General features: G+C 51.0%; 22 protein-coding genes and 3 pseudogenes. 7 read left to right on the plus strand and 18 right to left on the minus strand.

The genetic code is table 11. The features are described from left to right. A pseudogene (locus A7090_RS17015) lies at window positions 1-201 on the plus strand (IS4 family transposase); the annotation flags it as partial. Window positions 202-400: 199 nt separating this feature from the next. On the opposite strand, the gene cas2e reads toward A7090_RS17015, so the two are convergent. From cas2e to cysJ, 12 genes and pseudogenes are all read right to left on the minus strand, one after another. Further along, on the minus strand, window positions 401-694 hold the full coding sequence (gene cas2e / locus A7090_RS17025) for a type I-E CRISPR-associated endoribonuclease Cas2e (RefSeq protein ID WP_105274919.1): 294 nt from the start codon (window positions 692-694) through the stop codon (window positions 401-403). After that, window positions 691-1,614, minus strand: coding sequence for a type I-E CRISPR-associated endonuclease Cas1e (cas1e, locus tag A7090_RS17030; RefSeq protein ID WP_105274920.1), 924 nt, complete (start codon window positions 1,612-1,614; stop codon window positions 691-693). The genes cas2e and cas1e overlap by 4 nt, the downstream gene beginning before the upstream one ends. After that, entirely contained in the window at window positions 1,611-2,261 is a 651-nt protein-coding gene (gene cas6e / locus A7090_RS17035) for a type I-E CRISPR-associated protein Cas6/Cse3/CasE (RefSeq protein ID WP_105274921.1), read from the minus strand. Before cas6e ends, cas1e begins: the two co-directional genes overlap by 4 nt. Then, window positions 2,243-2,989 carry a type I-E CRISPR-associated protein Cas5/CasD gene (gene cas5e, locus A7090_RS17040; protein WP_105274922.1) on the minus strand — a complete coding sequence of 249 codons (747 nt, stop codon included), beginning with the start codon at window positions 2,987-2,989 and terminating at the stop codon, window positions 2,243-2,245. Before cas5e ends, cas6e begins: the two co-directional genes overlap by 19 nt. Before the next feature lie 10 nt (window positions 2,990-2,999). Next, window positions 3,000-4,055, minus strand: coding sequence for a type I-E CRISPR-associated protein Cas7/Cse4/CasC (gene cas7e / locus A7090_RS17045; protein ID WP_105274923.1), 1,056 nt, complete (start codon window positions 4,053-4,055; stop codon window positions 3,000-3,002). Window positions 4,056-4,069: 14 nt separating this feature from the next. Beyond that, a complete protein-coding gene (gene casB, locus A7090_RS17050) occupies window positions 4,070-4,606 on the minus strand; it encodes a type I-E CRISPR-associated protein Cse2/CasB (RefSeq protein WP_105274924.1) in 537 nt (178 codons plus the stop codon). Further along, window positions 4,603-6,165, minus strand: a complete 1,563-nt coding sequence (casA, locus tag A7090_RS17055) for a type I-E CRISPR-associated protein Cse1/CasA (protein WP_105274940.1) — start codon at window positions 6,163-6,165, stop codon at window positions 4,603-4,605. The genes casB and casA overlap by 4 nt, the downstream gene beginning before the upstream one ends. Before the next feature lie 89 nt (window positions 6,166-6,254). Beyond that, window positions 6,255-8,955: pseudogene (cas3, locus tag A7090_RS17060) on the minus strand (CRISPR-associated helicase Cas3'). A 155-nt stretch (window positions 8,956-9,110) separates the two neighbouring features. Next, a complete protein-coding gene (locus tag A7090_RS17065) occupies window positions 9,111-9,263 on the minus strand; it encodes a Hok/Gef family protein (protein WP_000956458.1) in 153 nt (50 codons plus the stop codon). A 263-nt stretch (window positions 9,264-9,526) separates the two neighbouring features. Continuing rightward, window positions 9,527-10,261, minus strand: coding sequence for a phosphoadenosine phosphosulfate reductase (gene cysH / locus A7090_RS17075; RefSeq protein WP_105274926.1), 735 nt, complete (start codon window positions 10,259-10,261; stop codon window positions 9,527-9,529). A gap of 125 nt (window positions 10,262-10,386) precedes the next feature. Beyond that, window positions 10,387-12,099: an assimilatory sulfite reductase (NADPH) hemoprotein subunit gene (cysI, locus tag A7090_RS17080; RefSeq protein WP_105274927.1), complete on the minus strand. Its 1,713-nt coding sequence runs from the start codon at window positions 12,097-12,099 to the stop codon at window positions 10,387-10,389. Continuing rightward, window positions 12,099-13,898, minus strand: coding sequence for an NADPH-dependent assimilatory sulfite reductase flavoprotein subunit (cysJ, locus tag A7090_RS17085; protein ID WP_105274928.1), 1,800 nt, complete (start codon window positions 13,896-13,898; stop codon window positions 12,099-12,101). The genes cysI and cysJ overlap by 1 nt, the downstream gene beginning before the upstream one ends. A 318-nt stretch (window positions 13,899-14,216) precedes the next feature. On the opposite strand from cysJ, the gene queD reads away from it, so the two are divergent. The 4 genes from queD (at window position 14,217) to A7090_RS17105 (ending at window position 16,773) form a co-directional block, all read left to right on the plus strand. Then, window positions 14,217-14,579, plus strand: coding sequence for a 6-carboxytetrahydropterin synthase QueD (gene queD / locus A7090_RS17090; RefSeq protein WP_198599595.1), 363 nt, complete (start codon window positions 14,217-14,219; stop codon window positions 14,577-14,579). 79 nt (window positions 14,580-14,658) lie between these two features. Continuing rightward, complete coding sequence (locus tag A7090_RS17095; protein WP_105274930.1) at window positions 14,659-15,930, plus strand: FAD-dependent oxidoreductase; 1,272 nt, start codon at window positions 14,659-14,661, stop codon at window positions 15,928-15,930. Next, window positions 15,921-16,181, plus strand: a complete 261-nt coding sequence (locus tag A7090_RS17100; protein ID WP_105274931.1) for a ferredoxin family protein — start codon at window positions 15,921-15,923, stop codon at window positions 16,179-16,181. The genes A7090_RS17095 and A7090_RS17100 overlap by 10 nt, the downstream gene beginning before the upstream one ends. Window positions 16,182-16,197: 16 nt before the next feature. Next, window positions 16,198-16,773: a glycerol-3-phosphate responsive antiterminator gene (locus tag A7090_RS17105; protein WP_105274932.1), complete on the plus strand. Its 576-nt coding sequence runs from the start codon at window positions 16,198-16,200 to the stop codon at window positions 16,771-16,773. 75 nt (window positions 16,774-16,848) lie between these two features. Here the strand turns inward: A7090_RS17105 and A7090_RS17110 are convergent, their stop codons facing one another. The 5 genes from A7090_RS17110 to A7090_RS17130 all read right to left on the minus strand — a co-directional run bounded on the left by A7090_RS17110 (window position 16,849) and on the right by A7090_RS17130 (window position 22,202). Then, window positions 16,849-17,709 (minus strand): FAD-binding protein, encoded by an 861-nt coding sequence (locus A7090_RS17110; RefSeq protein WP_105274933.1) that lies wholly within the window; start codon window positions 17,707-17,709, stop codon window positions 16,849-16,851. After that, the gene (locus tag A7090_RS17115; RefSeq protein WP_105274934.1) at window positions 17,706-18,485 is read right to left on the minus strand and encodes an electron transfer flavoprotein subunit beta/FixA family protein; all 780 of its coding nucleotides are present in this window, start codon (window positions 18,483-18,485) and stop codon (window positions 17,706-17,708) included. The genes A7090_RS17110 and A7090_RS17115 overlap by 4 nt, the downstream gene beginning before the upstream one ends. Further along, entirely contained in the window at window positions 18,463-19,872 is a 1,410-nt protein-coding gene (locus tag A7090_RS17120; protein WP_198599594.1) for an MFS transporter, read from the minus strand. The genes A7090_RS17115 and A7090_RS17120 overlap by 23 nt, the downstream gene beginning before the upstream one ends. A 21-nt stretch (window positions 19,873-19,893) precedes the next feature. Next, the gene (locus A7090_RS17125; protein ID WP_105274936.1) at window positions 19,894-21,348 is read right to left on the minus strand and encodes an FAD-binding oxidoreductase; all 1,455 of its coding nucleotides are present in this window, start codon (window positions 21,346-21,348) and stop codon (window positions 19,894-19,896) included. A 68-nt stretch (window positions 21,349-21,416) separates the two neighbouring features. Then, the gene (locus A7090_RS17130; protein WP_105274937.1) at window positions 21,417-22,202 is read right to left on the minus strand and encodes an SDR family oxidoreductase; all 786 of its coding nucleotides are present in this window, start codon (window positions 22,200-22,202) and stop codon (window positions 21,417-21,419) included. A gap of 317 nt (window positions 22,203-22,519) precedes the next feature. Between A7090_RS17130 and A7090_RS17135 the strand changes: the two genes are divergently transcribed. Both A7090_RS17135 and A7090_RS17140 read left to right on the plus strand, forming a co-directional pair. Further along, window positions 22,520-23,797, plus strand: coding sequence for an MFS transporter (locus A7090_RS17135; protein WP_105274938.1), 1,278 nt, complete (start codon window positions 22,520-22,522; stop codon window positions 23,795-23,797). Window positions 23,798-23,823: 26 nt separating this feature from the next. Then, window positions 23,824-25,302, plus strand: coding sequence for an FGGY-family carbohydrate kinase (locus A7090_RS17140; RefSeq protein ID WP_105274939.1), 1,479 nt, complete (start codon window positions 23,824-23,826; stop codon window positions 25,300-25,302). A 254-nt stretch (window positions 25,303-25,556) separates the two neighbouring features. Here A7090_RS17140 and A7090_RS17145 read toward each other — a convergent pair. Beyond that, window positions 25,557-25,793: pseudogene (locus A7090_RS17145) on the minus strand (IS4 family transposase); the annotation flags it as partial.

The raw sequence follows: 25,793 nt of genomic DNA on the forward strand, positions 1-25,793 counted from the left end.
CTTATTGGCTATCATGCTGAAAACAAAGGATTACATCTGAGATATCAGGCCAACAGCATTAAAACACGGCGGGTAATCTCGTATCTGACGTTAGCGAAGAATGTCTTACGACACTCCCCGCTAATTTTAAGACGAACAGTGCTAAGCACAGTTCTTAATCATCTCGCCAAAACCTACCAGAATATGGTGTTGGTTTATTAGCGCTGATTTATGGGGATCCCTCAGCGCTGACGCGGGGAACACGCTGGCGCTGTCCGTTGCATTACTAAGTTTTACGATCCCTCAGCGCTGGCGCGGGGAACACTCTAAGCATACATATCTGTTTTTAAACAAATTTATTCCACATCAACAATTTACCAACCAAATTTACGCATTTCCTCATTTTTAAAGAACAGACAACCTATTGATTTTCAAAAGGAAGAAACGAAACCAACCGTAACCCATCCAAATCCACCGGAATACGTCTGTTTTCGCCCCAGGTCTGAAACTCAAAACCCGACTCAGTATTGGTCGCCCAGGCCATTATCACATTTCCGCAACCTGTCAGTTGGGAGATTTGCTGCCAGATCATCTCCCGAATACGTTTAGACGTATCTCCAACATAAACACCGGCACGCACTTCCAGTAGCCAGATTGCGAGCCGTCCACGTAAGCGCGGCGGGACATTTTCTGTAACCACCACGACCATACTCATCCACCACGCCTCCGGTGACCGCTATCACCCAGCGTTTCAGGTTCAGGGATGGCTGGCGGTAACATATCCGGCGCCGGTTGTGGTGGTTCAATTTCACCTGCGGCAAGTACTTCCTCAATTAATGGAATTAATTTGCCCGTTAACTTAGTGCTACGGAAAATATCGCGACAGGCCAACCTGACTTCTTTATCTGGTTCTGCGGGTTGCCTCGCTGCTATTTCAAATGCCTTTGGTACAACCGAATCAAATTTAATGATATCGGCTATGTCATAAACAAACGAAAGCGGTTTGCCACTATGGATAAATCCAATTGCGGGCGCATATCCCGCGGCTAATACTGCCGCTTCAGATATACCGTACAGACATGATGTGGCAGCACTGATGCAGCGATTCACAACATCGCCTTTTTCCCAGTCTTTAAGATCGTATTTACGACCATTCCATTTCACACCATATTGTTTCGCCAGTAATGCATAGGTCTGGCGAACGCGGGATCCTTCAATTCCCCGTAGCTGCTCTACTGAACGGCGAGCGGGCGGTGGCTCACGAAAACGTAATTCATACATTTTGCGCACCACCTTCAACCGTAAATCTTCCGTTAAAGCAAGCTTTGCCTGGTAGAGTAATTTATCTGCCCGCGCCCCTCCGGGCTGTCCGGAGGAGTAAACGCGAACACCCGCTTCACCTACCCAGACCAGCAGTGTTCCCACCGTGGCGGCCAGATGCACCGCCGCGTGGGATACTCTCGTTCCCGGTTCAAGCATAATGCAGGCGACCGATCCCACCGGAATATGCGTGCGGATCCCGGTTTTGTCGCTCAGAACGAAAGCGCCGTCCAGTACGTCGATCTGACCGTACTGGAGGAAGATCATGGATGTACGATCTTTTAACGGGATCGGACTCAGCGGTACAAACGTCACACCTCTGCTCCGGGTTTGATCAGCATCAGACCACAGCCGAACGCCCGGCTTTTGCCATACCCCTGACTGAGACGTTGCAGAAATAACCCAGGCTCGGTGACAGTAAGCATCCCCGTATAATCCACGCTACTGAACTGGATCAGTTGCCGGGAGCTTTCCCGCCGGAGCTGCTGTTGTCTGTAGGCATCAACCGAGGTATCCAGTAGTGTAAAACCACTTCTTTCCCCCTGCGCTGCCAGCCAGTCCAGCGCCGCCTGTTGTTGATGCAACCAGACATCACTTCCTTCCGCCTGCCCTCTCACCTGTCGTTTCGCCTCCATCAGCAGATCGTGGCGCTTGCCCGCTTTGCAGATTGTTGGATTCGCCCGCAGGTTGAAACAAAGCGATTGTCCCGAACGCAACTCCGGCGCGAATGGTCGGCATTCGATGGTGAAAGTTTCACTTTCTGCCGGGCGTTCCTGCAAGAGGACAAAAAAGCGAAATGCCCCCTGGAGTTCTTCCCGACGATAAAGAAATTGCCTCTCTTTGCCGCCGGGGAAGAGATCCCACAGCCACTGATGCATCACATATTCCCCGCGATCCACCAGATGCAGCAACTGCGCAGGTGAAAGCTGGCCGGTGTGTAAGGTTATTCTTGAAAGGTACATGGTTCCTCCTTGCTGAGCCACGGCCCCTGGTTGACAGTTCGTTCCCCAAACAGCCACTGCTGGCGATTTAAAGGAACATCCCGGCGGCGTAATATTTTGTTCGCAACCAGGCCATCGTGTACCCCTTCCCACCAGCATTCATCCTGAAGTTTCGGGAGTGAGACGTTCAGTTTGCGGAAATGATTCTGATACTGTTGGTATGCGTTACATAAGACATCAGAGGCGTTGCCTTCGAGCAGTAACGGCGCAAGTGGTAACGCCAGCGGATGACTTTTTCGCCCCAGATAAAGCGGAAAAACCGGATGACGTAAACCGTCCTGCAACTGTTCAAGGCTGTAAGGCGCATCGGGGGTTGTTGCCACCGCCACCATCCACCAGGCATCGGTGTAGTAGTCGCGCCGGGAGATAATCGCGCTCAGAAGATCAGGGGCGCTCAACTCTTCGCGACGGCTGAAATAACGCGCTTTACGCACCTCTTTTGGCATCTGGACCGTGTGATAATCCCGTGCCCAGCGCGGGTTACGGCTGGCGCAAACCACCAGTGAATAGTGGCGGTTAAACGCGTTTAATCGTTCGGTATCATCACGACGAATCCCTACCCCGGCAGCCAGCAGCCCCAGCAATGCAGAGCGCGAAGGCAGTTCATGGGTATGACGCACTTCGCCAGGGGCATCGACGCCCCAGGATGCCATTGGCCCATGAAGCTGAAAAATCAGATATTGGCTCATAAGCCGCCCCTTACGCGCAGATAAAGTCCAGCACGTCCTTCATGCTTCCCTGTTTGTTCATCACGTCAAAACTTGCGCATTCGATTTTCTGTTCGTAGACCGTATTCATATTTTCCCGAAGCGTTGTAATACGCTGCACCGCCACGTCTAACTGACGGGTGCCATTAATGGGTTCATAGAAAGCCGCCGCCAGAGAACGTGGTTGATCGGTGCCTTTTTCTGCCAGCGCCCAGGAGGCGTAGGCACGACTGGCAAAGCTGTTTTGTTTACCGGTGGGGGAGACTTTAAGTGCGGCTACTGTAAAGGCGCGCAAGGTCTGATTAGCTAACGCTTCGTCACCGCCGAGGTTTTCGACCAGCAGATCTTTATCGATGCAGATATAGGTGTAGAAGAGCGCGGAACCGAATCCGGTTTCACCAAGATGCCCGGCACCGGCATCTTCAGAAGCCTGGCGCAAATCATCAACGGCGGTGAAAAAATCATCTTCGACAATCGTTTCACTGACACCAAATGCATGCGCGACCTGGCAGGCGGCTTCAACATTAAATTCGGGTTTATTCGCCAGCATACGACCAAACATAGCGATATCTACCGCCATGCGATCTTTACGTAACAAAGCGAGATCTTCCTCTTTTGGCGCGCGCTTTTCTTCGGCCAGTTGATGGGCCAGCGCTTTTACGGCGTCAAATTCTGCCGGGCTGATATGGACTAGCTGTTCAGTTTCGGCGTTAGTGAGCGGATCTTTTGGTTTTTTGTCGTTTTTAGCTTTCCCAAGATAATCCGCAATTTTTGCCGCCCATTCGATGGCTTTTTTCTCTTCGATGCCTTTCTCAATCAGGATAGTTGCCGCCTCACGCGCAATACGCCCACTGCGAATACCAATATGGCCCGCCAGTGCCTGTTCAAAAAGTGCAGAAGTGCGCCACGCACGTTTCAGACTTTGTGAGGAAACGCGCAGACGCGTTGCTCCACCCAGTACCACAGTTTTTGGCGCACCGGTGTCATCACGGTTAAGGTTGGCAGCAGGGTAAGCGGTTAACAAATGAAGCTGAATAAATGTCGTCATGAGATAGTCCTTTATTAATTTTGTTCGTTATCGGCGTCGCCAGCCTGGTAATATTCCAGCGCCCAGCGGATACGGATAAATTCTGTTGGCCGCTGCTGGCGGCGGTGATGATTGAGCAGATCGTCGCTCTCCTGGCACCAGCGGAAAATATCGTCTGCCAAAGAGATAAGATTGACGGAACCATTTAATAATTTGACCGCGCGACGTAACTGGCGCAGTAATTCATCCGGCGTTTTGACTGCCGACAGGCGAGTAAAACGCCCCTCAGACATTACCGCCGCCAACTGCGCGGCAAAAGGCTGCCGTTCATCAATGGCTTTTACATTGGCGGCAACGGCGGCAACCAGCGCCAGTGCGGTAAAACGCCACTCCTGTGATTCAATTTTCCACAACGTGTGGGTCTGCATCAGCAGAGAACGAAACCCTTCTGACAGACAAACATCATTAACCGTTGTGCTACGCCGCAGACTGGCACGATTGCCGCGTTTAGCCTGCAACTCTTCGTGCCATTTGCGCAGCGTGGCTTTGTGCTCCTCTTTTACAATACTCATTCAGCAGCCTCCTGCTTTTTCTCCCTGGCGGCTTTAGCTCTTTGCTTCTCCGCCGATGTTGTAAAATATTTCTTGCGCGCGGTCATGACGCGTTTTAAATCAACGGGTTCATGAGGATTGGTGAATACACGCTCGTCAAAATCCTGACGCGCGGATAACCAAATCTCCTTATTCCATTTGCTGAGTAATTCATCCGCATCCTGACCTTCTTCAATTTGGCGCACTAACCTCAGGAAGCGATGCTGAGTTTTGTTCCAGAAGTCGATATCCACAAAACTGAAATCACCCCGAGCACCTTTTGGATCGGAGAACCAGGCTTCTTTTAGAGCACTCCGTAACAGACTTAGAATCCGAGAAGCCGTTTGCGCAGCCAGTCGTAGCTTCGGTATCTGGCCTTCTTTTTTATTGAGCAGCAGCGGGAAATGGTGTTCGTACCAACAACGGGCTTTCATATTGTCGAAATCATAGCCAAATCCCCATAGGCCCACTCTTGCCTTCTTGAGACTGCTGGCATTAAAGAGTTTCACCACCAGTGCTGGGAGTTCTTTATTATTTTCTGACTGACCCGTTTCGATAAGGCCTAACCAGTCGCGCCAGATTAAACCGCCCGGTTGTGGCTTAACTGAGTAAAACTCACCGCCCTCTTTAAGTGGTACACGGTAAGGCGTTAAGGGATGCTGCCACATGGCATAATTCGCACCGTAATTTTTGGTCGTCATCAGGCTCAGAAGCGCGTCGTTCTGCTCACCGCAAATATCGCAGTTGCCAACTGTCGTGGTTTTAAAATCAATACGAATACGCCGTGGCATTCCCCAGTACGCCTGGAGTTTATTGACCTGCTCATCGGTTACCACCGCATCGGTCAGTTCGCTGGTACGCGTCGGGCCAAGCCAGGGGAAAACCAGATCATCAAATTTTTTGGGTAGCGGTAAGTCAGATTCATCCTGCGGCATCACATTGAGCCACAGTTTGCGCCACAAGGAGGTTTGTTGATTGCCCTGATATTCCTGTAATTCAATCAGAGTGGTCATCGGCCCACCGCCGCGTAAACCGGTGCGATAGCCTTTGCCGCCTGCGGGTGCATTCAACTGTAAAGAGAACAAAGCCAATGCTAAGCAATGGGGGCACAGATATTCCGTTACACCACGCTTGATAAAATGGTCTTTATTAAACTTCGTCGTTTGAGAACCGGGAATCTCAGGAAGTAGAGAAGCGACCGAAACTTTATCTCCCGTGAGCGCCTCAAAATCCTGCATAAATGAAGGGGAATCTGGCCCAAACTGGAAAGCATGTTCTAATGACAGCAATGCTTCCCGTAGCTTTTCAGCTTCCAGTCCGTCTTCCCAGATATCATCCCAACGACCATGATTTTTGGGCGCGAAACTGGTTTGTAGTAGCCCCAGCAAAAACTGCCATGCCGCACCCTGTAGGTCTGCCCGCGGTGCGGCGATATCGACAACATTTTCATCAGCCAGATCGACTGGCGCCAGTTTGCCTGTCGTTCCGTCTTTGAAACGAACGGGCAACCACGGGGTTGTCAGAAGTGAAAACGAGTTCATACGCATCCTCTCGTAAAAAAGACCATCCCTGGTCGGTTGTCCATCCTTTACTGTGTATCCACTATTCAGAGAGTCCTGTCGCAGGCATCTCAATCAACCTTGCCAATCAATCCCTCCGTAGCCGAATAGCCGCAACTTTCGTCATCGGTGACTAAAATCACGTTTGCCATTTCCGGATCTTGCCGCTGTTCAACGCACCACTGCCTGAACGCCTCCTCTTCCAGTAAAGAAAATTCATCCCGATGTTTTTTCCACCAGCTTCGACGCACTCTGACAACGCTCATTTCCCATGCGTGAGCACCGCTGGCATAAGGTTTCACGACACCATCAATACAGGTAGCCAGCCACAGGGAAACAGACTCCTCAGCCAGACGTGTCGACAATTTTTCCGGGAGGTAATCGTTGATATTAGCGGCATAGCCGGGCCTGAAATTCAGCACAAACTTTTTCGCCATTGCGCGATCGCAGTAATATTTGCCCACTTGCTCCTGCTCGCTGCGGGCAAACCCTTTCGGCATTACTACGTCCTCACCGTAGACTGATTCAATAAGAAGCCGGGCTGAGTGTGGCATCTGAATAGCGCCTTGCTCACGCAGCACACGCTGTGTCAGCCAGATTCGCCCATGATCGGGGTAGACATATGCACTGTTACGCATCGCACTGCCAAACCATTCGTCACCCGGAGAGTCGTCCCAGACGGGAGCCAGAATCAGCAATTCAGGAGGGGAACGCTCGTCTTTTCCGTCACGCTTTAACTGACCATTCATATCGCGGATATGTCGCTGTAATCGCCCCGCGCGTTGGATCAGCAAATCAACAGGGGCAAGGTCGGAAATCATTTCGTCCAGGTCGCAATCAACGCTCTGCTCTAAGACCTGGGTACAAATAAGGACTTTTCCGGCACGCTGTGAACAGTCTTCTTTGCCGAAGCGTGCCAGCGTCTCCGTTTCAATTCGCTGGCGATCGCTAAAAGCAAAGCGGCTATGAAAAAGTGAAAGGCTGGCAGCAGGAATGACGCCTCGGGCAAGTAACTGACGATAAACCTTAATAGCGTCATCGACAGAATTCCGAATCCAGGCGATGCATTTTCCCTGAATTACTGCCGATTCAATACGCGCAAAACATTCTTGTTCGCTATGGAGCCAACCTATGCTCACGCGACGCGCAACGTCTTTGCGCGTCGCTACCCGGTGTGATTTCACATCCGTTTGCGTGACATGCGTCAGCCAGGGGTAATCATCTTTTTCCAGAAACGGGGCTTCTTGCTGGCCCTCTGTGCCACGCGCAAAGGCGGCGACAAGTTTGTCGCGCTGCTGTTGAGATAACGTAGCAGAAAGCAAAATAACGCTGTTTCCGCCACGCGCCTGCCGCTCGATCAGCCCTTCAAGAATGCATGACATGTAAGCGTCACAGGCATGGATCTCATCAGCCAGCAGGATTTTGTGACTCAGCCCCAGAAGCCGCAGATTATTATGTTTAAACGGCATCACTGCCATCATCGCCTGATCCAGCGTGCCGACGCCAATTTCAGCCAGCAACACCTTCTTGTTACTGTCGGCAAACCAGGCCGCACATCCCTGAGTGAACGTTTGTTCATCCTGTTCTTCTGACCCGACTAAATCACCGGACCAGAGTGATTCATTAAAGCGGTCCATTAATGTGCGGGCACTGTGTGCCAGCACCAGGCTGGGGCGGGATTCTGGCGAATAGAAAGCAAGCCAGGTTTTTACCAGCCGATCATACATGGCATTGGCCGTTGCCATTGTTGGCAGGCCAAAAAACAAACCCTGCGCTTTCCCCGCAGCCATTAACCTGTGCGCCAGGATAAGCGCCGCTTCCGTTTTGCCTGCACCGGTTACATCTTCCAGAATAAATAATTGTGGCCCTGGCTGGCTGATATCCAGATCCAGCACCTTTTGCTGTAACGGTGTCGGGTGCTCGATAAAAGGAAACAGTGTATTAATTCCGGTGAAAGGCGCGGTTTCTGCTTTTGGTGGGAAGACGGTTAATGCGTTTTGAGCCTGAACTAACGCCTTCTGCCAGTAATCTTTAATATCCATTACGCGTGCGACGCGTGGAAAAAATCGCGTTGACGAACCCGTCCAGTCTGCGAGTACGACGGTTGCAGAGATATACCAGGAAAGTTGTTTTATAAGTTCAACGCCCTCGTCATCATCCCAGAATACGGGGATCTCTATAAGGGGAAACAGTGGTTTGATTGCAAGGAGAAAATCTCGCGCAGCAGCTTTGTCTTCAGGCAGAAAATTATCCAGTTCATCCACACGATCAGGGGGCCGCCCATGATGCCCGGTAGTCATCGGCATCCACATCTCCATCACCCGTTTAAGTTTGCGCGGAGAGAGTGAAGATGAAGGAAGCAATTCTTCGCATTCACATAAATAATGATGCCACAACCAGTAGCCCAGCGTTGAATGAGAGATCTTTTCGTAATTCTTTCTGGCGCCTTCCGAAACCTTGAGTTTCGGGTGCAGGTAAAGTTGCTGAAAAGAGCGGGCAAATTTTCCAGTATCGTGCCAGCACAGCAACCAGGCGAAAAATTGTGCCGCCTGCTCCCTATCTAAAATTCCTAATTGACGAAAATAACCAACCAGCCCGAAGTAATTGCCTTTAACCATTAAATAGCCCATCGCAGCTACATCCAGCGAATGCCAGCAAAGAAGGTGATAGTCGTCTCCACCCTCTTTCTCGCCACGTCGGTTTTTTCCCCAGAAATCAAAGAAAGTCACAATGTTTTTATCCTTCAGTAAAACTTAAAGGATATTTACGCATATATTAAAAATTATCTGTGACATATATCGTCCAATAAAATATTTCCATTATGAATAAATTGATGATTTTTATCTGTAATATATATAAATTAAAAAAGGGTGCAGGAGACCAAACCATCACAATTCAATACGCGGGGTTTTACCCCCGCGTGGTGGCTACTTCTTCGATTCGTAAGCGAGAACTGCCTTAAACTCCATACCACGCTCTCTGATACTCAACTCACACAACGAGTCGCCTACCATCAGCGTGAATCCCAGCACTGTACAACACAGCACTATGATTGCCACAAGGGCATATTTTGTCAGCATGTCTTGCCTCCCTGCAAAGAAGAGACTAACATCCGAATTGCTACGTTCGAACGCGAGCCTCAGGTTGATAGAAATATCGCCTGGGGCTTTTGTCCATCTGGAACCTCGCGAATGCTTAACGCCAGACAGCCTCAAGCACCCGACGCCATTCTATGCCTGATAATTCTTCCTGCGACGTTCATATTTAAATGCCGGAATGCGGCTCGCAAAATAAAAATGCCCCCATCATTTCTGACAGAAGCGTTTAATTTATCCGGCAATATTTACCCTTCGTGCAATCCACATTCCCTTTTTAAGCCAAAGAAACGCGTTTCTTCTTCTGCCATGCCGGGTTCCCATTTACGGGTTGTATGGGTATCTCCCACCGATAAATATCCTTCGTCCCATAATGGGTGATATTTAAGGCCATGTTTTTGCAGGTACTGATAAATAGTTCGGTTATCCCAGTCAATAATGGGCAGCACTTTAAATACGCCACGCTGAATGGCCAGCACCGGTAAATTGGCGCGACTGCCAGATTGTTCACGGCGCAGGCCAGCAAACCACGTTTGCGCATTCAGTTCTTTCAGCGCCCGGTTCATCGGTTCGACTTTGTTGATGTCATTGTACTTTTCAATGCCTTCAACGCCCTGCTCCCACAGTTTGCCGTAGCGTGCTTCCTGCCAGGCGGCGCTTTCAGTAGCACGGTACACTTTCAGGTTGAGCTTGAGTTTGTCCGTTAACTCGTCAATAAAGCGGTAGGTTTCCGGGAACAAATACCCCGTATCGGTGAGGATCACTAGAATATCCGGGCGAATCTGATTTACCAGATGCAGGCTCACCGCTGCCTGAATGCCGAAACTGGAAGAAAGCACATATTCACCGGGCAGATTTTCCAGCGCCCAGGCGACGCGGCCTTCAGCGTCCAGTTTTTCAAGCTCGGCGTTAGTTTGAGCCAGCGCCAGAATCCGGTCTACCTTTGGCAGGTCATTCAGGGCGTTTAGATCGAGTTTGGACATAAGTTCCTCACTGTTTGCCTTGCGGATTAAGTAGGCCGGATAAGGCGTTTACGCCGCATCCGGCAAAAGGTGCCACAGTGCCTGATGGCGCTTCGCTTATCAGGCCTACAAAACCAGACTGATGGTTAATCCCACAAATCCCGCGCCGGGTCGAGCACCGGGCGAATGATGCCCGCACGCACCGTAAAGTCGCCGAAACCTTCACCCGCTTCACGCTCTTTTGCCCAGCGCCCTATTAGTTCATCTATCACCGCAAGAATTTCAGTGTCGGTGATGTTCTCTTTGTACATACGCGGGATACGCGTTCCCATGCGGTTACCGCCAAGGTGCAGGTTGTAGCGACCCGGCGCTTTACCCACCAGACCCACTTCTGCCAGCATCGCGCGGCCACAGCCGTTCGGGCAGCCCGTCACGCGCAGGACGATATGCTCATCGCTGACACCATGTTTGGCCATTAAATTATCGATGTTATCAATAAACGACGGCAGGAAACGCTCCGCTTCTGCCATCGCCAGCGGGCAAGTCGGGAATGACACGCAGGCCATTGAATTTTCACGCTGCGGCGTGACGGCATTCATCAACCCACTCTCTTTGGCGATCTTCTCGATCTTCGCTTTCTCACTTTCTGGTACACCGGCGATGATCAAATTCTGGTTCGCGGTAATGCGGAAATCGCCTTTGTGGATCTTCGCGATCTCCAGCAAGCCGGTTTTCAGCGGACGCCCAGGATAATCAAGGATGCGACCATTTTCGATAAACAGCGTCAGGTGCCATTTGTCATCAATACCTTTTACCCAGCCGATGCGATCGCCACGTCCAGTGAACTCATACGGACGGATCGGTTCAAATTTGATTCCCGCGCGACGTTCAACTTCCGCTTTAAATGTCTCAACACCCACGCGTTCCAGTGTGTATTTGGTTTTGGCATTTTTACGATCGGTTCGGTTACCCCAGTCACGCTGAGTCGTCACGACGGCTTCTGCCACCGCCAGCGTATGCTCCAGCGGCAGATAGCCAAACTCGCTCGCGGTGCGGGCGTAGGTTTTCTTGTTGCCGTGCTCGATAGAAAGCCCACCACCCACCAGCAGGTTAAAGCCCACCAGCTTGCCGTTTTCCGCAATCGCCACAAAGTTCATGTCGTTGGCGTGCAGATCGATATCGTTCTGCGGCGGGATCACTACCGTGGTTTTGAACTTACGCGGCAGATAGGTCTGGCCGAGGATCGGCTCTTCGTCGGTGGTCGCGACCTTCTCCTGATCGAGCCAGATCTCCGCGTAGGCGCGGGTGCGCGGCAGCAGGTGCTCAGAGATCTTTTTCGCCCATTCGTAGGCTTCTGCGTGCAACTCGGACTCGTACGGGTTAGAGGTGCACAACACGTTACGGTTCATGTCGTTGGCGGTCGCCAGCGCATCAAGACCGACCGAGTGCAGCATCTGGTGCACCGGTTTAACGTTCTTTTTCAAAATGCCGTGGAACTGGAATGTCTGGCGGTTGGTCAGGCGAATGCTGCCATAGATGGTGTTTTCACCGGCAAATTTGTCGATCGCCTGCCACTGTTTAGTGGTAATCACCCCACCCGGCAAACGACAGCGCAGCAACATCGCATGGCGTGGCTCCAGCTTCTGTTCAGCACGTTCGGCGCGGAGGTCTCGGTCATCCTGCTGATACATACCGTGGAAGCGGATCAGCAGGAAGTTGTCCCCCTTAAAACCGCCGGTCAGACCGTCGTTTAAATCTTCCGCAATGGTGCCGCGCAGGTAGTTGCTTTCAAGCTTCATGCGCTCGGCGTCTGTCAGTTTTCCTTCGACCACTAAAGGTCCTGGATGTTTTTCGCTCATTAGTAGACATCTCGCTGATAACGGCGCTCTACGCGCAGCTCACTTAAAAATTCATCTGCCGCTTCGGTGTCCATGCCACCAAATTCGGCAATCACTTCCAGAAGTGCCTGTTCAACGTCTTTCGCCATACGATTAGCGTCGCCGCAGACATAAATATGGGCGCCGTCATTGATCCAGCGCCACAGCTCCGCGCCCTGTTCGCGCAGTTTGTCTTGTACGTAAACTTTTTCTTTTTGATCGCGCGACCAGGCGAGATCGATACGCGTCAGCACGCCTTCTTTGACGTAACGCTGCCACTCCAGCTGGTAGAGGAAATCTTCCGTAAAGTGCGGGTTGCCAAAGAACAGCCAGTTTTTACCTGGCGCTTCGTCAGCGGCGCGCTGCTGCATAAAGGCGCGGAACGGCGCGATGCCGGTACCTGGACCAATCATAATCACCGGGGTTTCCGGGTTAGTGGGTAGGCGAAAGTTATCGTTATGTTCGATAAAGATGCGGACTTCACCCTCTTCTTCCACACGGTCCGCGAGGAAGCTGGAAGCACCACCGGCACGGGCGCGGCCTTCCACGTCGTAACGCACCACACCAACGGTGACGTGCACTTCGTTCTCGACTTCTGCCTGCGAGGAAGCGATGGAATACAGGCGTGGAGTCAGCGGGCGCAGCAGATTTATCAGCGCTTCGGCATCCAGCTGTGCCGGAGAGAAACGCACCATGTCGACAATCGGCGTAGTCGCGGCGTAATGCTGCAACTTCGCTTTATCGCCCACCAGCGGCAGCAGCGTTTCGCTGCGGGTAAGCGTGGCGTAATTCTCAACAATGTTCGCGGTGTTGACGGTCAGTTCGAAGTGCCACTGTAGTGCTTCGTTCAGAGGCAACGTTTTGCCCTCGACGGTGACAGGTTCATCGCCTTTCAGCCACAGCAATTCGACAAGTTCTTTCACCAGTGTCGGATCGTTCTGATACCAGACGCCCAGCGCGTCACCCGGCTGGTAACGCAGGCCTGAGTCACCTAAGTCAATTTCGATATGGCGAACGTCTTTTTCAGAGTTACGCCCGGTAATTTTCTGATTAACCGAAAGGCTCGCCACCAACGGCGTGTCTTTGCTGTACGGGCTGGTGTGGATTTCATTTACCGCACCAGTAACGACGGATTGCGAAGGTGCCGCGACAGGCGCGCGGGACTTCAGAACATCAACCACGCGGGCGCGCCATTCGCTGGCAGCTGCCTGATACTCAACGTCAGCATCGACACGGTCGAGCAGACGTTCACCACCCAGTTCTGCCAGTTTGCTGTCGAAATCTTTCCCGGACTGACAGAAAAATTCATAAGAGGTGTCGCCGAGGCTAAACACGGCAAAAGCGGTGTTTTCCAGCTTTGGCGCTTTTTTGGAGAACAGGAACTTATGCAACGCGACGGCTTCTTCCGGCGGTTCCCCTTCCCCTTGCGTTGACGTCACCACGATGAGCAGTTTTTCGCTGGCGATTTGTTTGAATTTATAGTCGCCCGCGTTCACTAGCTTAACGTCCAGTTTTGTCGCTAATAAATCATCGCGTAATGCTTCAGCAACCCGGCGCGCATTGCCAGTTTGCGAGGCAGAGATAATAGTAACACCCGGCATTTCTGCGGCGGGCGCAGGCGTCGCCGCAAGCGCAGCAGGCTGCTGGTTGAGCACGCCCCAGAAATAGCCAGAAACCCACGCAAGCTGGGGGGGGGTAAAATCGGTCGTGGCCGCCTGAAGGCGTGCCAGTTGCTCCGGGTTCAACGGAAGCAACGTGGAAAGTGGGAGCTGTGTCGTCATGCGTCGTTATGTTCCAGTAGGCAAAGCTGTTTCTGCGCCCTGTCAGCGCCCATAAAACAGAAGAGAAGGTAAGGTTAACGGGGTGAACGGTGTGGATTAAAGACGGGATAGCGATAACTAATAACCAAATCGACTAACCTGTTTTAGCAATAGTCTTTAACAACAAAATAGATTAACCAACCCAATGAAAAACAAATGAATATCGGCAATCATTAAGATTAATCAGCGATTTTGCGCAACAAAGTCGTTTTAGATAATGCGAAAAAACAGCCTTTCCGGTACTCTACGGCGGTTTTATCGTCATGTAGAGAAATTATGATGTCCACCACGTTATTTAAAGATTTCACCTTCGAAGCCGCTCACCGCTTGCCACACGTCCCGGAAGGGCATAAATGTGGTCGCCTGCACGGGCATTCCTTTATGGTGCGACTGGAAATTACCGGGGAAGTCGATCCACATACGGGCTGGATTATCGATTTCGCTGAACTGAAAGCGGCGTTTAAGCCAACCTACGAGCGCCTCGATCACCATTATCTCAATGATATTCCAGGTCTGGAAAACCCAACCAGCGAAGTTTTAGCAAAATGGATTTGGGAGCAGGTTAAACCGGTTGTACCGCTGTTAAGCGCGGTGATGGTAAAAGAAACCTGCACCGCAGGCTGTATCTATCGCGGCGAATGATATAAGAGTGTGTCGGCGGTCAATTTCCCTTAAGTAACGCTATGTTAGGGTGTTGTGTTCTGGATATCTGGGGCATGACATGGAAGACGACTGCGACATTATTATTATTGGTGCCGGTATTGCAGGCACCGCTTGTGCGTTACGCTGTGCGCGAGCGGGTTTATCCGTTTTATTACTGGAACGCGCTGAAATCCCTGGCAGCAAAAATATTTCCGGCGGGCGGCTATATACCCATGCGCTCGCGGAACTCCTCCCTCAATTTCACCTGACTGCGCCCCTTGAACGACGCATCACTCACGAAAGCCTTTCTCTGTTAACGTCGGATGGCGCAACGACGTTTTCCAGCTTACAGCCCGGCGGTGAATCCTGGAGTGTATTACGTGCGCGATTCGATCCGTGGCTGGTTGCCGAAGCCGAAAAAGAAGGTGTCGAATGCATCCCTGGTGCGACGGTGGATGCGCTGTATGAAGAAAACGGCAGAATTTGTGGTGTCATTTGTGGTGACGATATTCTCCGCGCCCGTTATGTGGTGCTGGCAGAAGGAGCCAACAGCGTCCTGGCTGAGCGTCACGGGTTAGTGACTCGTCCTGCTGGCGAATCAATGGCGTTGGGGATCAAAGAAGTGCTGGCGCTGGAAACATCCGCTATTGAAGAACGTTTTCATCTGGAGAATAACGAAGGCGCAGCGTTGCTGTTCAGCGGGGAAATCTGTGATGACTTACCCGGCGGCGCATTTCTTTATACTAATCAACAAACGCTCTCGTTAGGGATTGTTTGCCCGCTCTCTTCCCTTACGCAAAGTCGTGTTCCGGCAAGCGAGCTGCTGGCCTGCGTTAAAACGCATCCAGCAATACGCACGTTGATCAAAAATACGGAATCCATTGAGTATGGTGCACATCTGGTGCCAGAAGGTGGCTTGCACAGTATGCCGGTGCAATACGCAGGTAACGGCTGGCTGCTGGTGGGCGATGCGTTACGCAGTTGTGTCAATACCGGAATTTCCGTGCGCGGTATGGATATGGCGCTGACTGGCGCACAGGCGGCGGCACAAACGCTGATAAGCGCCTGCCAGCACCGCGAGCCGCAAAATCTGTTTCCGCTTTATCATCACAACGTAGAGCGCAGCCTGCTGTGGGATGTTCTACAGCGTTATCAGCATGTTCCGGCGCTTTTGCAACGCCCTGGCTGGTACCGTACATGGCCTACATTAATGCAGGATATTTCCCGTGATTTATGGGATCAGGGTGATAAACCTGTTCCACCGCTTCGCCAGTTGCTCTGGCGTCATTTACGTCGTCATGGCTTGTGGCATCTGGCGGGCGATGTTATCAGGAGTATTCGATGTCTGTAGCCCGTAATCTCTGGCGTGCTGCTGATGCGCCGCATATTGTTCCGGCTGACTCCGTTGAGCGCCAGACGGCAGAACGGTTGATTAACGCTTGTCCGGCTGGTCTTTTTTCGCTCACACCGGAAGGTGATTTGCACGTTGATTATCGTAATTGTCTGGAGTGCGGCACCTGCCGTTTACTGTGCGATGAAAAAACGCTGCAACAGTGGCGCTATCCACTTTCCGGATTCGGCATCACCTACCGCTTTGGATAAATAATAAGGATAATTTATGCCCCTCTTACACCTGCTCCACCAGAATCCGGTGATTGCTGCCGTTAAAGATAATGCCAGCCTGCAACTGGCAATCGATTCTGAATGCCAGTTTATTTCCGTGTTGTACGGCAATATTTGCACCATCAGTCATATCGTCAAAAAGATTAAAAATGCCGGGAAATATGCTTTTATTCATGTTGATTTGCTGGAAGGTGCGTCAAATAAAGAAGTCGTCATTCAGTTTCTGAAACTGGTGACAGAAGCAGACGGTATTATCAGCACGAAAGCATCGATGCTGAAAGCGGCAAGAGCGGAAGGTTTTTTCTGTATCCATCGCCTGTTTATTGTCGATTCGATTTCGTTTCACAACATTGATAAGCAGGTTGCGCAATCGAACCCGGATTGTATTGAGATCCTGCCTGGCTGTATGCCCAAAGTGCTGGGCTGGGTAACGGAGAAAATCCACCAGCCGCTGATTGCTGGCGGGCTGGTGTGCGATGAAGAAGATGCGCGTAATGCAATTGACGCCGGTGTCGTAGCACTTTCCACCACGAATACCAGCGTCTGGACTTTAGCGAAAAAATTGCTTTGACGGGATAATCGTAACGAATTGAATTTGTGTGATTTGTAGGCCGGATAAGGCGTCCACGCCGCATCCGGCAGCACGTTATTGGCAATTTGTGTGAATATTTGTCACCAGTGCCTCCAGCACCGCTTTCCAGTCATCCACCACGCCAACATCTGCCTGTGAAAATACCGCCGCGCTGGCGTCATGATTCATCGCCACCACAAACTGGCTATTGCGTACGCCCGCCATTAACGCTGCTGCGCCGGAAGCACCAGCAACAATACACACCTCAGGAGCCAGTAGATGTCCGGAAATACCGATCACTTTTTCGGCATCAAAGCCACCGTTCATCACTCGTGCCCGACTGTAGCCCACTTCGGCTCCCAGCTTTTTAGCCAGCATAGCGATTTCATGGCTATCTGCTTCGCCCCCCTGCCCCACCACCAGCACCCATCTGGCCTCAGCTAATGGGTCGCGGGCAACATGTCTCAGGTTCTCAATACTCACCAGCCAATCGGGAAGCGCACCAGGGACAATGTTCAGTTGCTGCATACCAGAAGGTAACGTAGCGTTTTTCGCTGCTCCCGCCTGGCGGGCAAGGGAAAGGCATAGCGGGCGTTTTTCTGTTTGCAGCGTCGCTGTTAGCGCATTTCCCCAGTGGGATTTGCGCACGCTTACAGTTGGAATATCTATAGACATCACCTGGCAGATACTGGCGCCATGTACACGCCAGGCCAGTCGGGTAGCCAGTTCATCGCCAAACGCGCCCGGAGGAAAGAGAACAACCTCCGCAGGCGTTCTCTGCCACTGCTCAACCAGCACATCCAGCATCTGTTCCGTGAACATCGGCTGTGGTTCTATTTGCCAGTGCGCCAGGGTACAACCGCTGAAATCCTGCGTCGCCAGCCAGCTCGCTATTGCGGCATTTTCCTGATTTATAGTCACAATTGCGATATTCATGGCTGCATCCTTTGGCGTAAATAGTCCTGCCATAGCTTTTGCGCTTTTTCTGCCACAGTTTGCCCATCAATCAGCGTCGCTCCGCGTCGTTGCTCTGGTCTTGCCAGTTGCAGGCACTGCATCGCTGGCAATTCAGCAGCAACAGTTTTACGGATAATGTCTGCTTTCCCCGCCGCCATACGCTGGCGCATTCCCGGTACTGGCAAGGCCACTTCACCGCACTGACGCACGGCAATCACCGCAGGCAAGCGAACCCGGCAACAGCGCAGCCCATGTTCAGTACGCTGTTCGAGGGTGATAAACGGCGCGTCGAGAGTAAAACGCTCCACCTGGGTGAAGCAGGGCCAGCCCAACATTTCCACCAGCAAAAATGGCGTTTGCCCATTCTGCCCTTCGCTGCTTTGGCAGCCGGTAATTATCAGATCCAACGGATTCTGACGCTGCCATTCGGCAATATGGCGAGCGACAAATTCCGACCCAAAGCGCAGATCTGCGTCCGTTTCCAGCAATACTGCTTCCTCAAACCCCAACGCCATAAGATAGCGCAGCCAGTGCAACGCCCGTTCATCGCCTATACTTAACGCGGTTAAAGACATCGGCGTACCGTTTTTTCTCTGCGCCAACAGCAGCGCGGCTGCGGCCTGTTCATCAGCACCCAGTAAACTTCGCAGTAGCGAAACTTCCGGTCCGCTATTACCCTGAACCGCCGCCTGCCACTCTTTTTCTGCCAGCATTCCGGCATCCGGTTCGGCTTTAAACGCTAACAGAATGTTCATTCGCATCTCCTACATTTCCCGCTACCACCAGCGGGAGAGCTTTAGTTTCTGGTGCCCATAGCCTGGTCACAACAAAACCAACCAACAACACTGCCGCCAGGATCAATAAGGTGGCTTGCATTCCCCACTGCGCCAGCACCCACGGCAGCAGCCCAGTACTTACCGCCGCGCCCAACCGACTCATGGCGGTGGCAAAACCGACGCCCAGGGAGCGAATGTCAGTAGGAAAACTTTCCGCAGGCAAAATGCCCACCAGATTACTGACCGCCGAAATGGTGGTGCTGAAGAGAACAAAAAGTAGCAGCGTTAATGAACTGCCGGAGGGCAAACAGGCCATCACTACCAGCGTTGCCGCCAGCAGCAAAAAACTTCCCAGCAAAAATTTGCGATGTGCCAACAGGTGCGTCAGAACTAATCCCAGCAGCGCGCCAACAATTAACAACGCATTAAGCACCAGGCTGGCGGTCAGCGCATCTTCCAGACCAATCGTCTGGGCGATAGTCGGCAGCCAGGTATAAATCACAAACCATGGGATCACGAGGCAGACAAAGAAGACGCTGTTAAACGCAGTGCGCCGCCAGTAGCGCGAAGAGAACAAGGTTTTGATGTGTTTATGGGTCGCCGTTGCCACTTCATCGCCCAGTAACACATGGGAACCCAAATAGCGATGAACGATAGCGTGAGCTTCTGCAAAACGCCCTTGTCGCAGTAGCCAGCGTGGCGATTCTGGCGTTCCCCAACGTAATAACGTAATCAACAACGCGGGCAGAGCTGCCGATGCCAGCAGCCAGCGCCAGGCTTCCGGGCTTTCGCTAATAAAGTGATGCCCGGCAATGCTTGCCAAAACATAGCCGACAGTCCACACCACGCTGAATGCGCCCAGCAAAATACCGCGATGGCGGCGCGGGGAAAATTCAGCCAGCAAGGTGTGGCCTACTGAGTAATCGCCTCCCAGACCAATGCCTATCAAAATGCGCAGTCCAATAAGATGCTCTGGCGTGGTGGCAAAATATTGCAAAAACGAGGCGAGCGTAATCAGCAAAAAGCTGAAGGTGAAGATTTTTTGCCGACCAATATGGTCGGAGATCCATCCCAGGACCAGACTACCAAGAAACAAACCAAGGAGCGCCGAGCCGCCGATCATTCCCGCCAGAAACGGCGTCAGTTGCATGGCGGGTGTAAGCTGAAGAATGGCGTAACCAATAACGCCAAGAACATAACCGTCGGTCAGGTGCGCGCCGAAAGTGAGCGCAGCAATTCGACAGTGAAAACGGTTAAGCGGTAAATCATCCATTCGCACCGGTGAAGTGTTCATCTTTACCCCTTCATTGTCCGGTAATAAGAGCGGTTTCTCTCCTGAGAAGCCGAAAAGGCAACGCCCCATCATTACGGGACGCTGCCTGACACATTATTTTTCAATCGGATAGATAGTACCCGTATTCATAATGCCGTTAGGATCGAACTGCTTTTTAAGTCCCTCCAACAACGCCCATGCGCTGCCGTGTTCCAGCTTGCTCCAGTGAACGCGATGTTTACCAATGCCGTGGTGGTGCACCATCGACCCGCCGAGGCGAATGGTTTCTTCGCAGATGATTTTGTTGAGTGGATTGTGGTACTTGTCGATTTCCTCCTCCGGCTTACAGTCAACAACGTTGTAGTCGTAAACGAAGTACATGTTGGTGCCGTTCTGGTAGCTATGAGAGGAGTGACCGCCCAGCATGGTGATATCGTCGGCGTGCGGGAACTCGGTACGAATACGGTTAATAACGCTTTCGTAGATTTCGTGGATGCAGCTCCAGCAGCCGGAGACTTCGGTGGTAAAGCCCATGTTGCCGGTTTTGAGGATCTGCACACGTTCGGCAGCCACTTTATCGGGTCCCCAGTTCAGGTTGTTAAACCAGGTTTCGATCAGCTTGCTGTCCACGCGCTGGCATTGCGGGTAGCGGGCAACGATTTCCGCAATCCCTTCGCCCGTCGCCTTCGCAATGCGAGGGTTACCTTCAGCCATAAAGATCAGCACACATTTTCCGTCTGCAAAATGGGTAAAGTGTTGGGTACCATCTTCAGCATCATACAAACGAGCGATCGACGGACGATACCCTTCTACCATGATTTCACGCAGGATGTTGAAGCCGGTTTTCATGTCTTCCAGGATATAGCCGTAGAAAAGGTTGTTTTCCGGGGTAAATTTAAAGATTTTGACTGTGACTTCAGTGATATAGCACAATGCACCTTCGTTGCCGATGATGATGTGACGAATGTCCGGACCCGCCGCACGGCGTGGCACGTTTTTAATGCGTGTCACGGTGCCATCTGCCAGTACGGCTTCCAGACCAACGACCATATCTTCGATTGCGCCATAGAGTGTGGAGAACTGCCCGATACTGCGGGTTGCTACCAGGCCGCCCATCTGCGCCAGCGGTTTTGACTGCGGAGAATGCCCCGTGGTATAGCCTTTTTCACGCAACGCGTTTTCCAGCACTTCCAGCGGAACACCACATTGCGCCGTCGCCTGCATATTCTCAATATCAATATTAATGATTTGATTCATGGTGGAGCCGTCGAGCACCACTGAGTTTTCCACAACAGTTTCCAGCCCACCTTCGGTAGCAGAAGAGCCTGTACGCGGCACTCCGTTAATTTTGTGTGCATTCATAAAATTCAGCACACGGGATACTTGTTCTGTGGAACCGAGTTTTACGACCGCTGCCGGAATCGGCAAAGTATAAATGCCATGAATGTCCGGAAATTTACGAAAACGGTCAATACTGTTTTTCTTTAATACCGTTTCATCGGTAATTACGCGATCTGCACCAACAATTTCCTTTAGTTGGTCGACAATCGCTGCGCGAGATAAAGACATAGTAATTCCTTCCTGATAATAAAAATGGAATAATCATGAATAAGAGAAAATAGAAACCACCGTATGGATTAGCGCACTAAATAACCGCCATCAACCACTAATAAATGTCCGTTGACATAATTCGATGCCGGACTTGCGAGGAATACGGCTGCACCCATTAAATCCTGAGTATCACCCCAGCGGTTTGCCGGAATATGATCAAGAACGCGCTGATTAGTTTCTGGATTACTGCGTGTTGCCAGCGTAATATCTGTTGCATAATAGCCAGGGGCAATACCATTTACCTGAATATTATATTGACCTAATTCATCACAATAAGCTTTGGTGAATCCGGCAAGAGCATGTTTAGTGGCAGAATATGCAGGTGACCATTGTCCACCTAAGTAAGAGAACAATGAACAGATATTAATGATTTTACCGCTTTTCTGCGGGATCATAATTTTTGCTGCTTCGTAGCTTAACTCAAATGCGGCGGTCAGGTTCACATCAATCATCGGATCCCAGTCGGCACGACCAAAATCCAGCACCTTATTTAGCTTACAAATACCGGCATTATTCACCAGAATATCGACGGTTCCGAAACGTTCACAACAAGCGGCGATGACCTTCTGCGGGGCGCCTTCTGCGGTGATATCCACCTGCATGAAGTCCACCTCAACCCCCTGTTTTTCAATCATTTCCTTTGTTTCGCCGTTATCTTTGACGAAGCTAGGAATAAAGATATTTGCGCCTGCTTTAGCCAGCGCCATGGCAAATGCCTGGCCTAAACCGCTATTCCCGCCGGTAACAATTGCGGTTTTACCTTTAAGGGAGAAAAAATCCATTGAAAACGCATTAAGAGATTCGATTGACATAGTTAGCTCCAATTTCCGTAAGGCAAAAAAAAAGAAAGGTAACTTCCCCCGCGAGAGGGAAGTTACCTTTCTCATTATCTCTGGTAACTGGAGATAATTTTTAGCATAAGAGCATAACTGCTAATGTGATCGTAATCACAGTGTGATATTCGTATTATCAAATAGTTTTAAAAAGCAGAAGCGTGATTACTCTCACACAACACCTCTGCTTTCCGTGTTATTTCTTATTGCAATTACTAGAGACCTGAGAAAAGTAATCCACCTGAAAGGGCGGCTTACTTTTCTCTTTTTTTTTCTATTACAAATGGGAACTCGATATGCAACACAACTCATATCGCCGTTGGATAACCCTCGCGATAATTAGTTTTAGCGGCGGCGTTAGTTTTGACCTGGCTTATTTACGTTATATTTATCAAATTCCCATGGCGAAATTTATGGGATTCAGCAATACTGAGATAGGTTTAATAATGAGTACTTTTGGTATTGCAGCTATTATTCTTTATGCCCCCAGCGGCGTTATTGCCGATAAATTTTCACACCGCAAGATGATTACTTCCGCGATGGTCATTACCGGATTACTGGGGCTGTTAATGGCAACTTATCCACCGCTGTGGGTAATGCTCTGTATTCAGGTCGCATTTGCGATAACGACGATTTTAATGCTGTGGTCGGTATCGATTAAAGCCGCCTCGTTGCTTGGCGATCATAGCGAGCAAGGGAAAATTATGGGCTGGATGGAAGGGCTGCGTGGCGTCGGTGTAATGTCGCTGGCGGTGTTTACCATGTGGGTCTTTTCTCGCTTTGCACCGGATGACAGCGCCAGCCTGAAAACGGTCATTATCATCTACAGTGTGGTTTACATCTTGTTGGGGATTCTGTGCTGGTTTTTTGTTAGCGATAACAACAACCTGCACAATACCAACAACGAAGAAAAACAGTCATTCCAACTTAGCGACATCCTGGCCGTTTTACGCATCAGCACTACCTGGTATTGCAGCATGGTGATTTTTGGCGTCTTCACCATCTACGCCATTCTGAGTTACTCCACCAATTATCTGACCGAAATGTACGGCATGTCGCTGGTGGCGGCGAGCTACATGGGGATTGTAATCAACAAAATCTTCCGCGCACTGTGCGGCCCACTTGGCGGGATTATCACCACCTACAGCAAAGTGAAATCCCCTACCCGCGTGATCCAAATCCTTTCCGTAATCGGTTTGCTGGCGTTGACAGCCCTGCTCGCCACGAACTCTAACCCACAATCGGTCGCGATGGGGATTGGCCTGATTTTACTGCTGGGATTCACCTGTTACGCCTCACGTGGGCTGTACTGGGCCTGCCCTGGCGAAGCGAGAACACCGTCTTACATTATGGGCACCACGGTAGGTATCTGTTCGGTGATTGGATTCCTGCCGGATGTCTTCGTTTACCCAATTATCGGCCACTGGCAAGACACCCTGCCCGCTGCAGAAGCCTACCGCAATATGTGGCTGATGGGCATGGCGGCGCTTGCCATGGTGATCGTCTTTACCTTTTTGCTGTTCCAAAAAATTCGTACTGCTGATAGCGCCCCCGCTATGGCTGGCAGCAAGTAAGTCCAGAAAATTACAGGAGAAAAATCATGTCGAAAAAATACATCATAGGGATTGATGGTGGAAGTCAGAGCACAAAAGTGGTGATGTACGATCTGGAAGGCAATGTGGTTTGTGAAGGCAAAGGCTTATTGCAGCCTATGCACACGCCTGATGCCGATACCGCAGAACATCCTGACGATGATTTATGGGCATCATTATGTTTTGCCGGTCACGATTTGATGAGCCAGTTTGCCGGGAATAAAGAAGATATTGTCGGCATTGGTCTGGGCTCCATCCGTTGCTGCCGTGCGTTATTGAAAGCCGATGGCACGCCAGCTGCGCCATTGATTAGCTGGCAGGATGCACGCGTAACGCGTCCCTACGAACACACTAATCCTGACGTGGCATATGTCACCTCTTTTTCGGGTTATCTGACGCATCGCTTAACCGGCGAGTTTAAAGACAATATCGCCAACTATTTTGGCCAGTGGCCGGTGGATTATAAGACCTGGGCATGGAGCGAAGATGCTACGGTAATGGAGAAGTTTAATATCCCCCGCCAGATGCTTTTTGATGTGCAAATGCCGGGCACCGTTCTTGGGCATATCACACCACAAGCCGCGCTGGCGACACATTTCCCGGTTGGGCTGCCAATTGTTTGTACCACCAGTGATAAACCGGTAGAAGCACTGGGAGCCGGGTTATTGGATGATGAAACGGCAGTAATTTCTCTTGGCACTTACATCGCGTTGATGATGAACGGCAAAGCACTGCCGAAAGATCCGGTAGCGTACTGGCCAATTATGTCTTCGATTCCGGAAACATTGCTGTATGAAGGTTACGGTATTCGAAAAGGCATGTGGACGGTGAGCTGGCTACGCGACATGTTAGGCGAGTCGTTAATTCAGGATGCCAGGGCGCAAGATCTTTCGCCGGAAGATTTGCTCAACAAAAAAGCCTCTAGTGTGCCGCCGGGCTGTAATGGTCTGATGACGGTGCTGGACTGGCTGACCAATCCGTGGGAACCGTACAAACGCGGGATTATGATCGGCTTTGATTCCAGCATGGATTATGCATGGATATATCGTTCGATACTGGAAAGCGTGGCCCTGACGCTGAAGAATAATTACGACAATATGTGTAATGAAATGAATCACTTTGCGAAGCATGTGATCATTACTGGCGGTGGTTCGAACAGCGATCTGTTTATGCAGATTTTTGCCGATGTATTCAACCTTCCGGCACGCCGTAACGTCATTAATGGCTGCGCAAGTCTGGGGGCAGCCATTAATACGGCGGTTGGTCTGGGGCTATACCCGGATTACGCAACGGCTGTCGACAAAATGGTTCGCGTGAAAGATATCTTTATGCCTGTTGAGAGCAATGCCAAACGCTACGACGCGATGAATAAAGGCATTTTCAAAGACCTAACCAAACATACTGATGTGATCCTGAAAAAATCGTATGAAGTGATGCATGGTGAGCTGGGGAATGCGGATTCGATCCAGAGCTGGTCGAATGCGTAAGTGAGGAAGACCGGGCGGGAAACTGTCCAGCCTGAACATAGCTGAATGGTTATCCCCCCACTGCGCCGATCGTTCGTGGGCGAACTCGGTTTATCCCCGCTAACGCGGGGAACTCTTGGCGTACACACCTGATATTTTTGCCACCTCACGGTTTATCCCCGCTAACGCGGGGAACTCCGAATGCTGAAACTGGCTGACCTTGCGCCTGTCGGTTTATCCCCGCTAACGCGCTGAGGGATCCCCATAAATCAGCGCTAATAAACCAACACCATATTCTGGTAGGTTTTGGCGAGATGATTAAGAACTGTGCTTAGCACTGTTCGTCTTAAAATTAGCGGGGAGTGTCGTAAGACATTCTCCGCTAATGTCAGATACGAGATTACCCGCCGTGTTTTAATGCTGTTGGCCTGATATCTCAGATGTAATCCTTTGTTTTCAGCATGATAGCCAATAAGACACAGTACAATTGTACTCAGCGTCGCCAGTAGACT

Origin of the sequence: Escherichia sp. MOD1-EC7003 (assembly GCF_002965065.1) — a bacterium.
GTDB lineage: Bacteria > Pseudomonadota > Gammaproteobacteria > Enterobacterales > Enterobacteriaceae > Escherichia.

Excerpts from the sequence above, each read along its gene's own strand:
- A7090_RS17095 (WP_105274930.1), top strand. The coding sequence starts at position 14,659 with ATGGAAGACGACTGCGACATTATTATTATTGGTGCCGGTATTGCAGGC.
- A7090_RS17135 (WP_105274938.1), top strand. The coding sequence starts at position 22,520 with ATGCAACACAACTCATATCGCCGTTGGATAACCCTCGCGATAATTAGT.
- A7090_RS17125 (WP_105274936.1), bottom strand. The coding sequence starts at position 21,348 with ATGTCTTTATCTCGCGCAGCGATTGTCGACCAACTAAAGGAAATTGTT.
- A7090_RS17110 (WP_105274933.1), bottom strand. The coding sequence starts at position 17,709 with ATGAATATCGCAATTGTGACTATAAATCAGGAAAATGCCGCAATAGCG.
- A7090_RS17130 (WP_105274937.1), bottom strand. The coding sequence starts at position 22,202 with ATGTCAATCGAATCTCTTAATGCGTTTTCAATGGATTTTTTCTCCCTT.
- cas6e (WP_105274921.1), bottom strand. The coding sequence starts at position 2,261 with ATGTACCTTTCAAGAATAACCTTACACACCGGCCAGCTTTCACCTGCG.
- A7090_RS17140 (WP_105274939.1), top strand. The coding sequence starts at position 23,824 with ATGTCGAAAAAATACATCATAGGGATTGATGGTGGAAGTCAGAGCACA.
- cas7e (WP_105274923.1), bottom strand. The coding sequence starts at position 4,055 with ATGACGACATTTATTCAGCTTCATTTGTTAACCGCTTACCCTGCTGCC.
- A7090_RS17100 (WP_105274931.1), top strand. The coding sequence starts at position 15,921 with ATGTCTGTAGCCCGTAATCTCTGGCGTGCTGCTGATGCGCCGCATATT.
- cysJ (WP_105274928.1), bottom strand. The coding sequence starts at position 13,898 with ATGACGACACAGCTCCCACTTTCCACGTTGCTTCCGTTGAACCCGGAG.
- cas2e (WP_105274919.1), bottom strand. The coding sequence starts at position 694 with ATGAGTATGGTCGTGGTGGTTACAGAAAATGTCCCGCCGCGCTTACGT.
- cysI (WP_105274927.1), bottom strand. The coding sequence starts at position 12,099 with ATGAGCGAAAAACATCCAGGACCTTTAGTGGTCGAAGGAAAACTGACA.
- A7090_RS17115 (WP_105274934.1), bottom strand. The coding sequence starts at position 18,485 with ATGAACATTCTGTTAGCGTTTAAAGCCGAACCGGATGCCGGAATGCTG.
- A7090_RS17105 (WP_105274932.1), top strand. The coding sequence starts at position 16,198 with ATGCCCCTCTTACACCTGCTCCACCAGAATCCGGTGATTGCTGCCGTT.
- A7090_RS17120 (WP_198599594.1), bottom strand. The coding sequence starts at position 19,872 with ATGATGGGGCGTTGCCTTTTCGGCTTCTCAGGAGAGAAACCGCTCTTA.
- cysH (WP_105274926.1), bottom strand. The coding sequence starts at position 10,261 with ATGTCCAAACTCGATCTAAACGCCCTGAATGACCTGCCAAAGGTAGAC.
- A7090_RS17065 (WP_000956458.1), bottom strand. The coding sequence starts at position 9,263 with ATGCTGACAAAATATGCCCTTGTGGCAATCATAGTGCTGTGTTGTACA.
- queD (WP_198599595.1), top strand. The coding sequence starts at position 14,217 with ATGTCCACCACGTTATTTAAAGATTTCACCTTCGAAGCCGCTCACCGC.
- casA (WP_105274940.1), bottom strand. The coding sequence starts at position 6,165 with ATGAACTCGTTTTCACTTCTGACAACCCCGTGGTTGCCCGTTCGTTTC.
- casB (WP_105274924.1), bottom strand. The coding sequence starts at position 4,606 with ATGAGTATTGTAAAAGAGGAGCACAAAGCCACGCTGCGCAAATGGCAC.
- cas5e (WP_105274922.1), bottom strand. The coding sequence starts at position 2,989 with ATGAGCCAATATCTGATTTTTCAGCTTCATGGGCCAATGGCATCCTGG.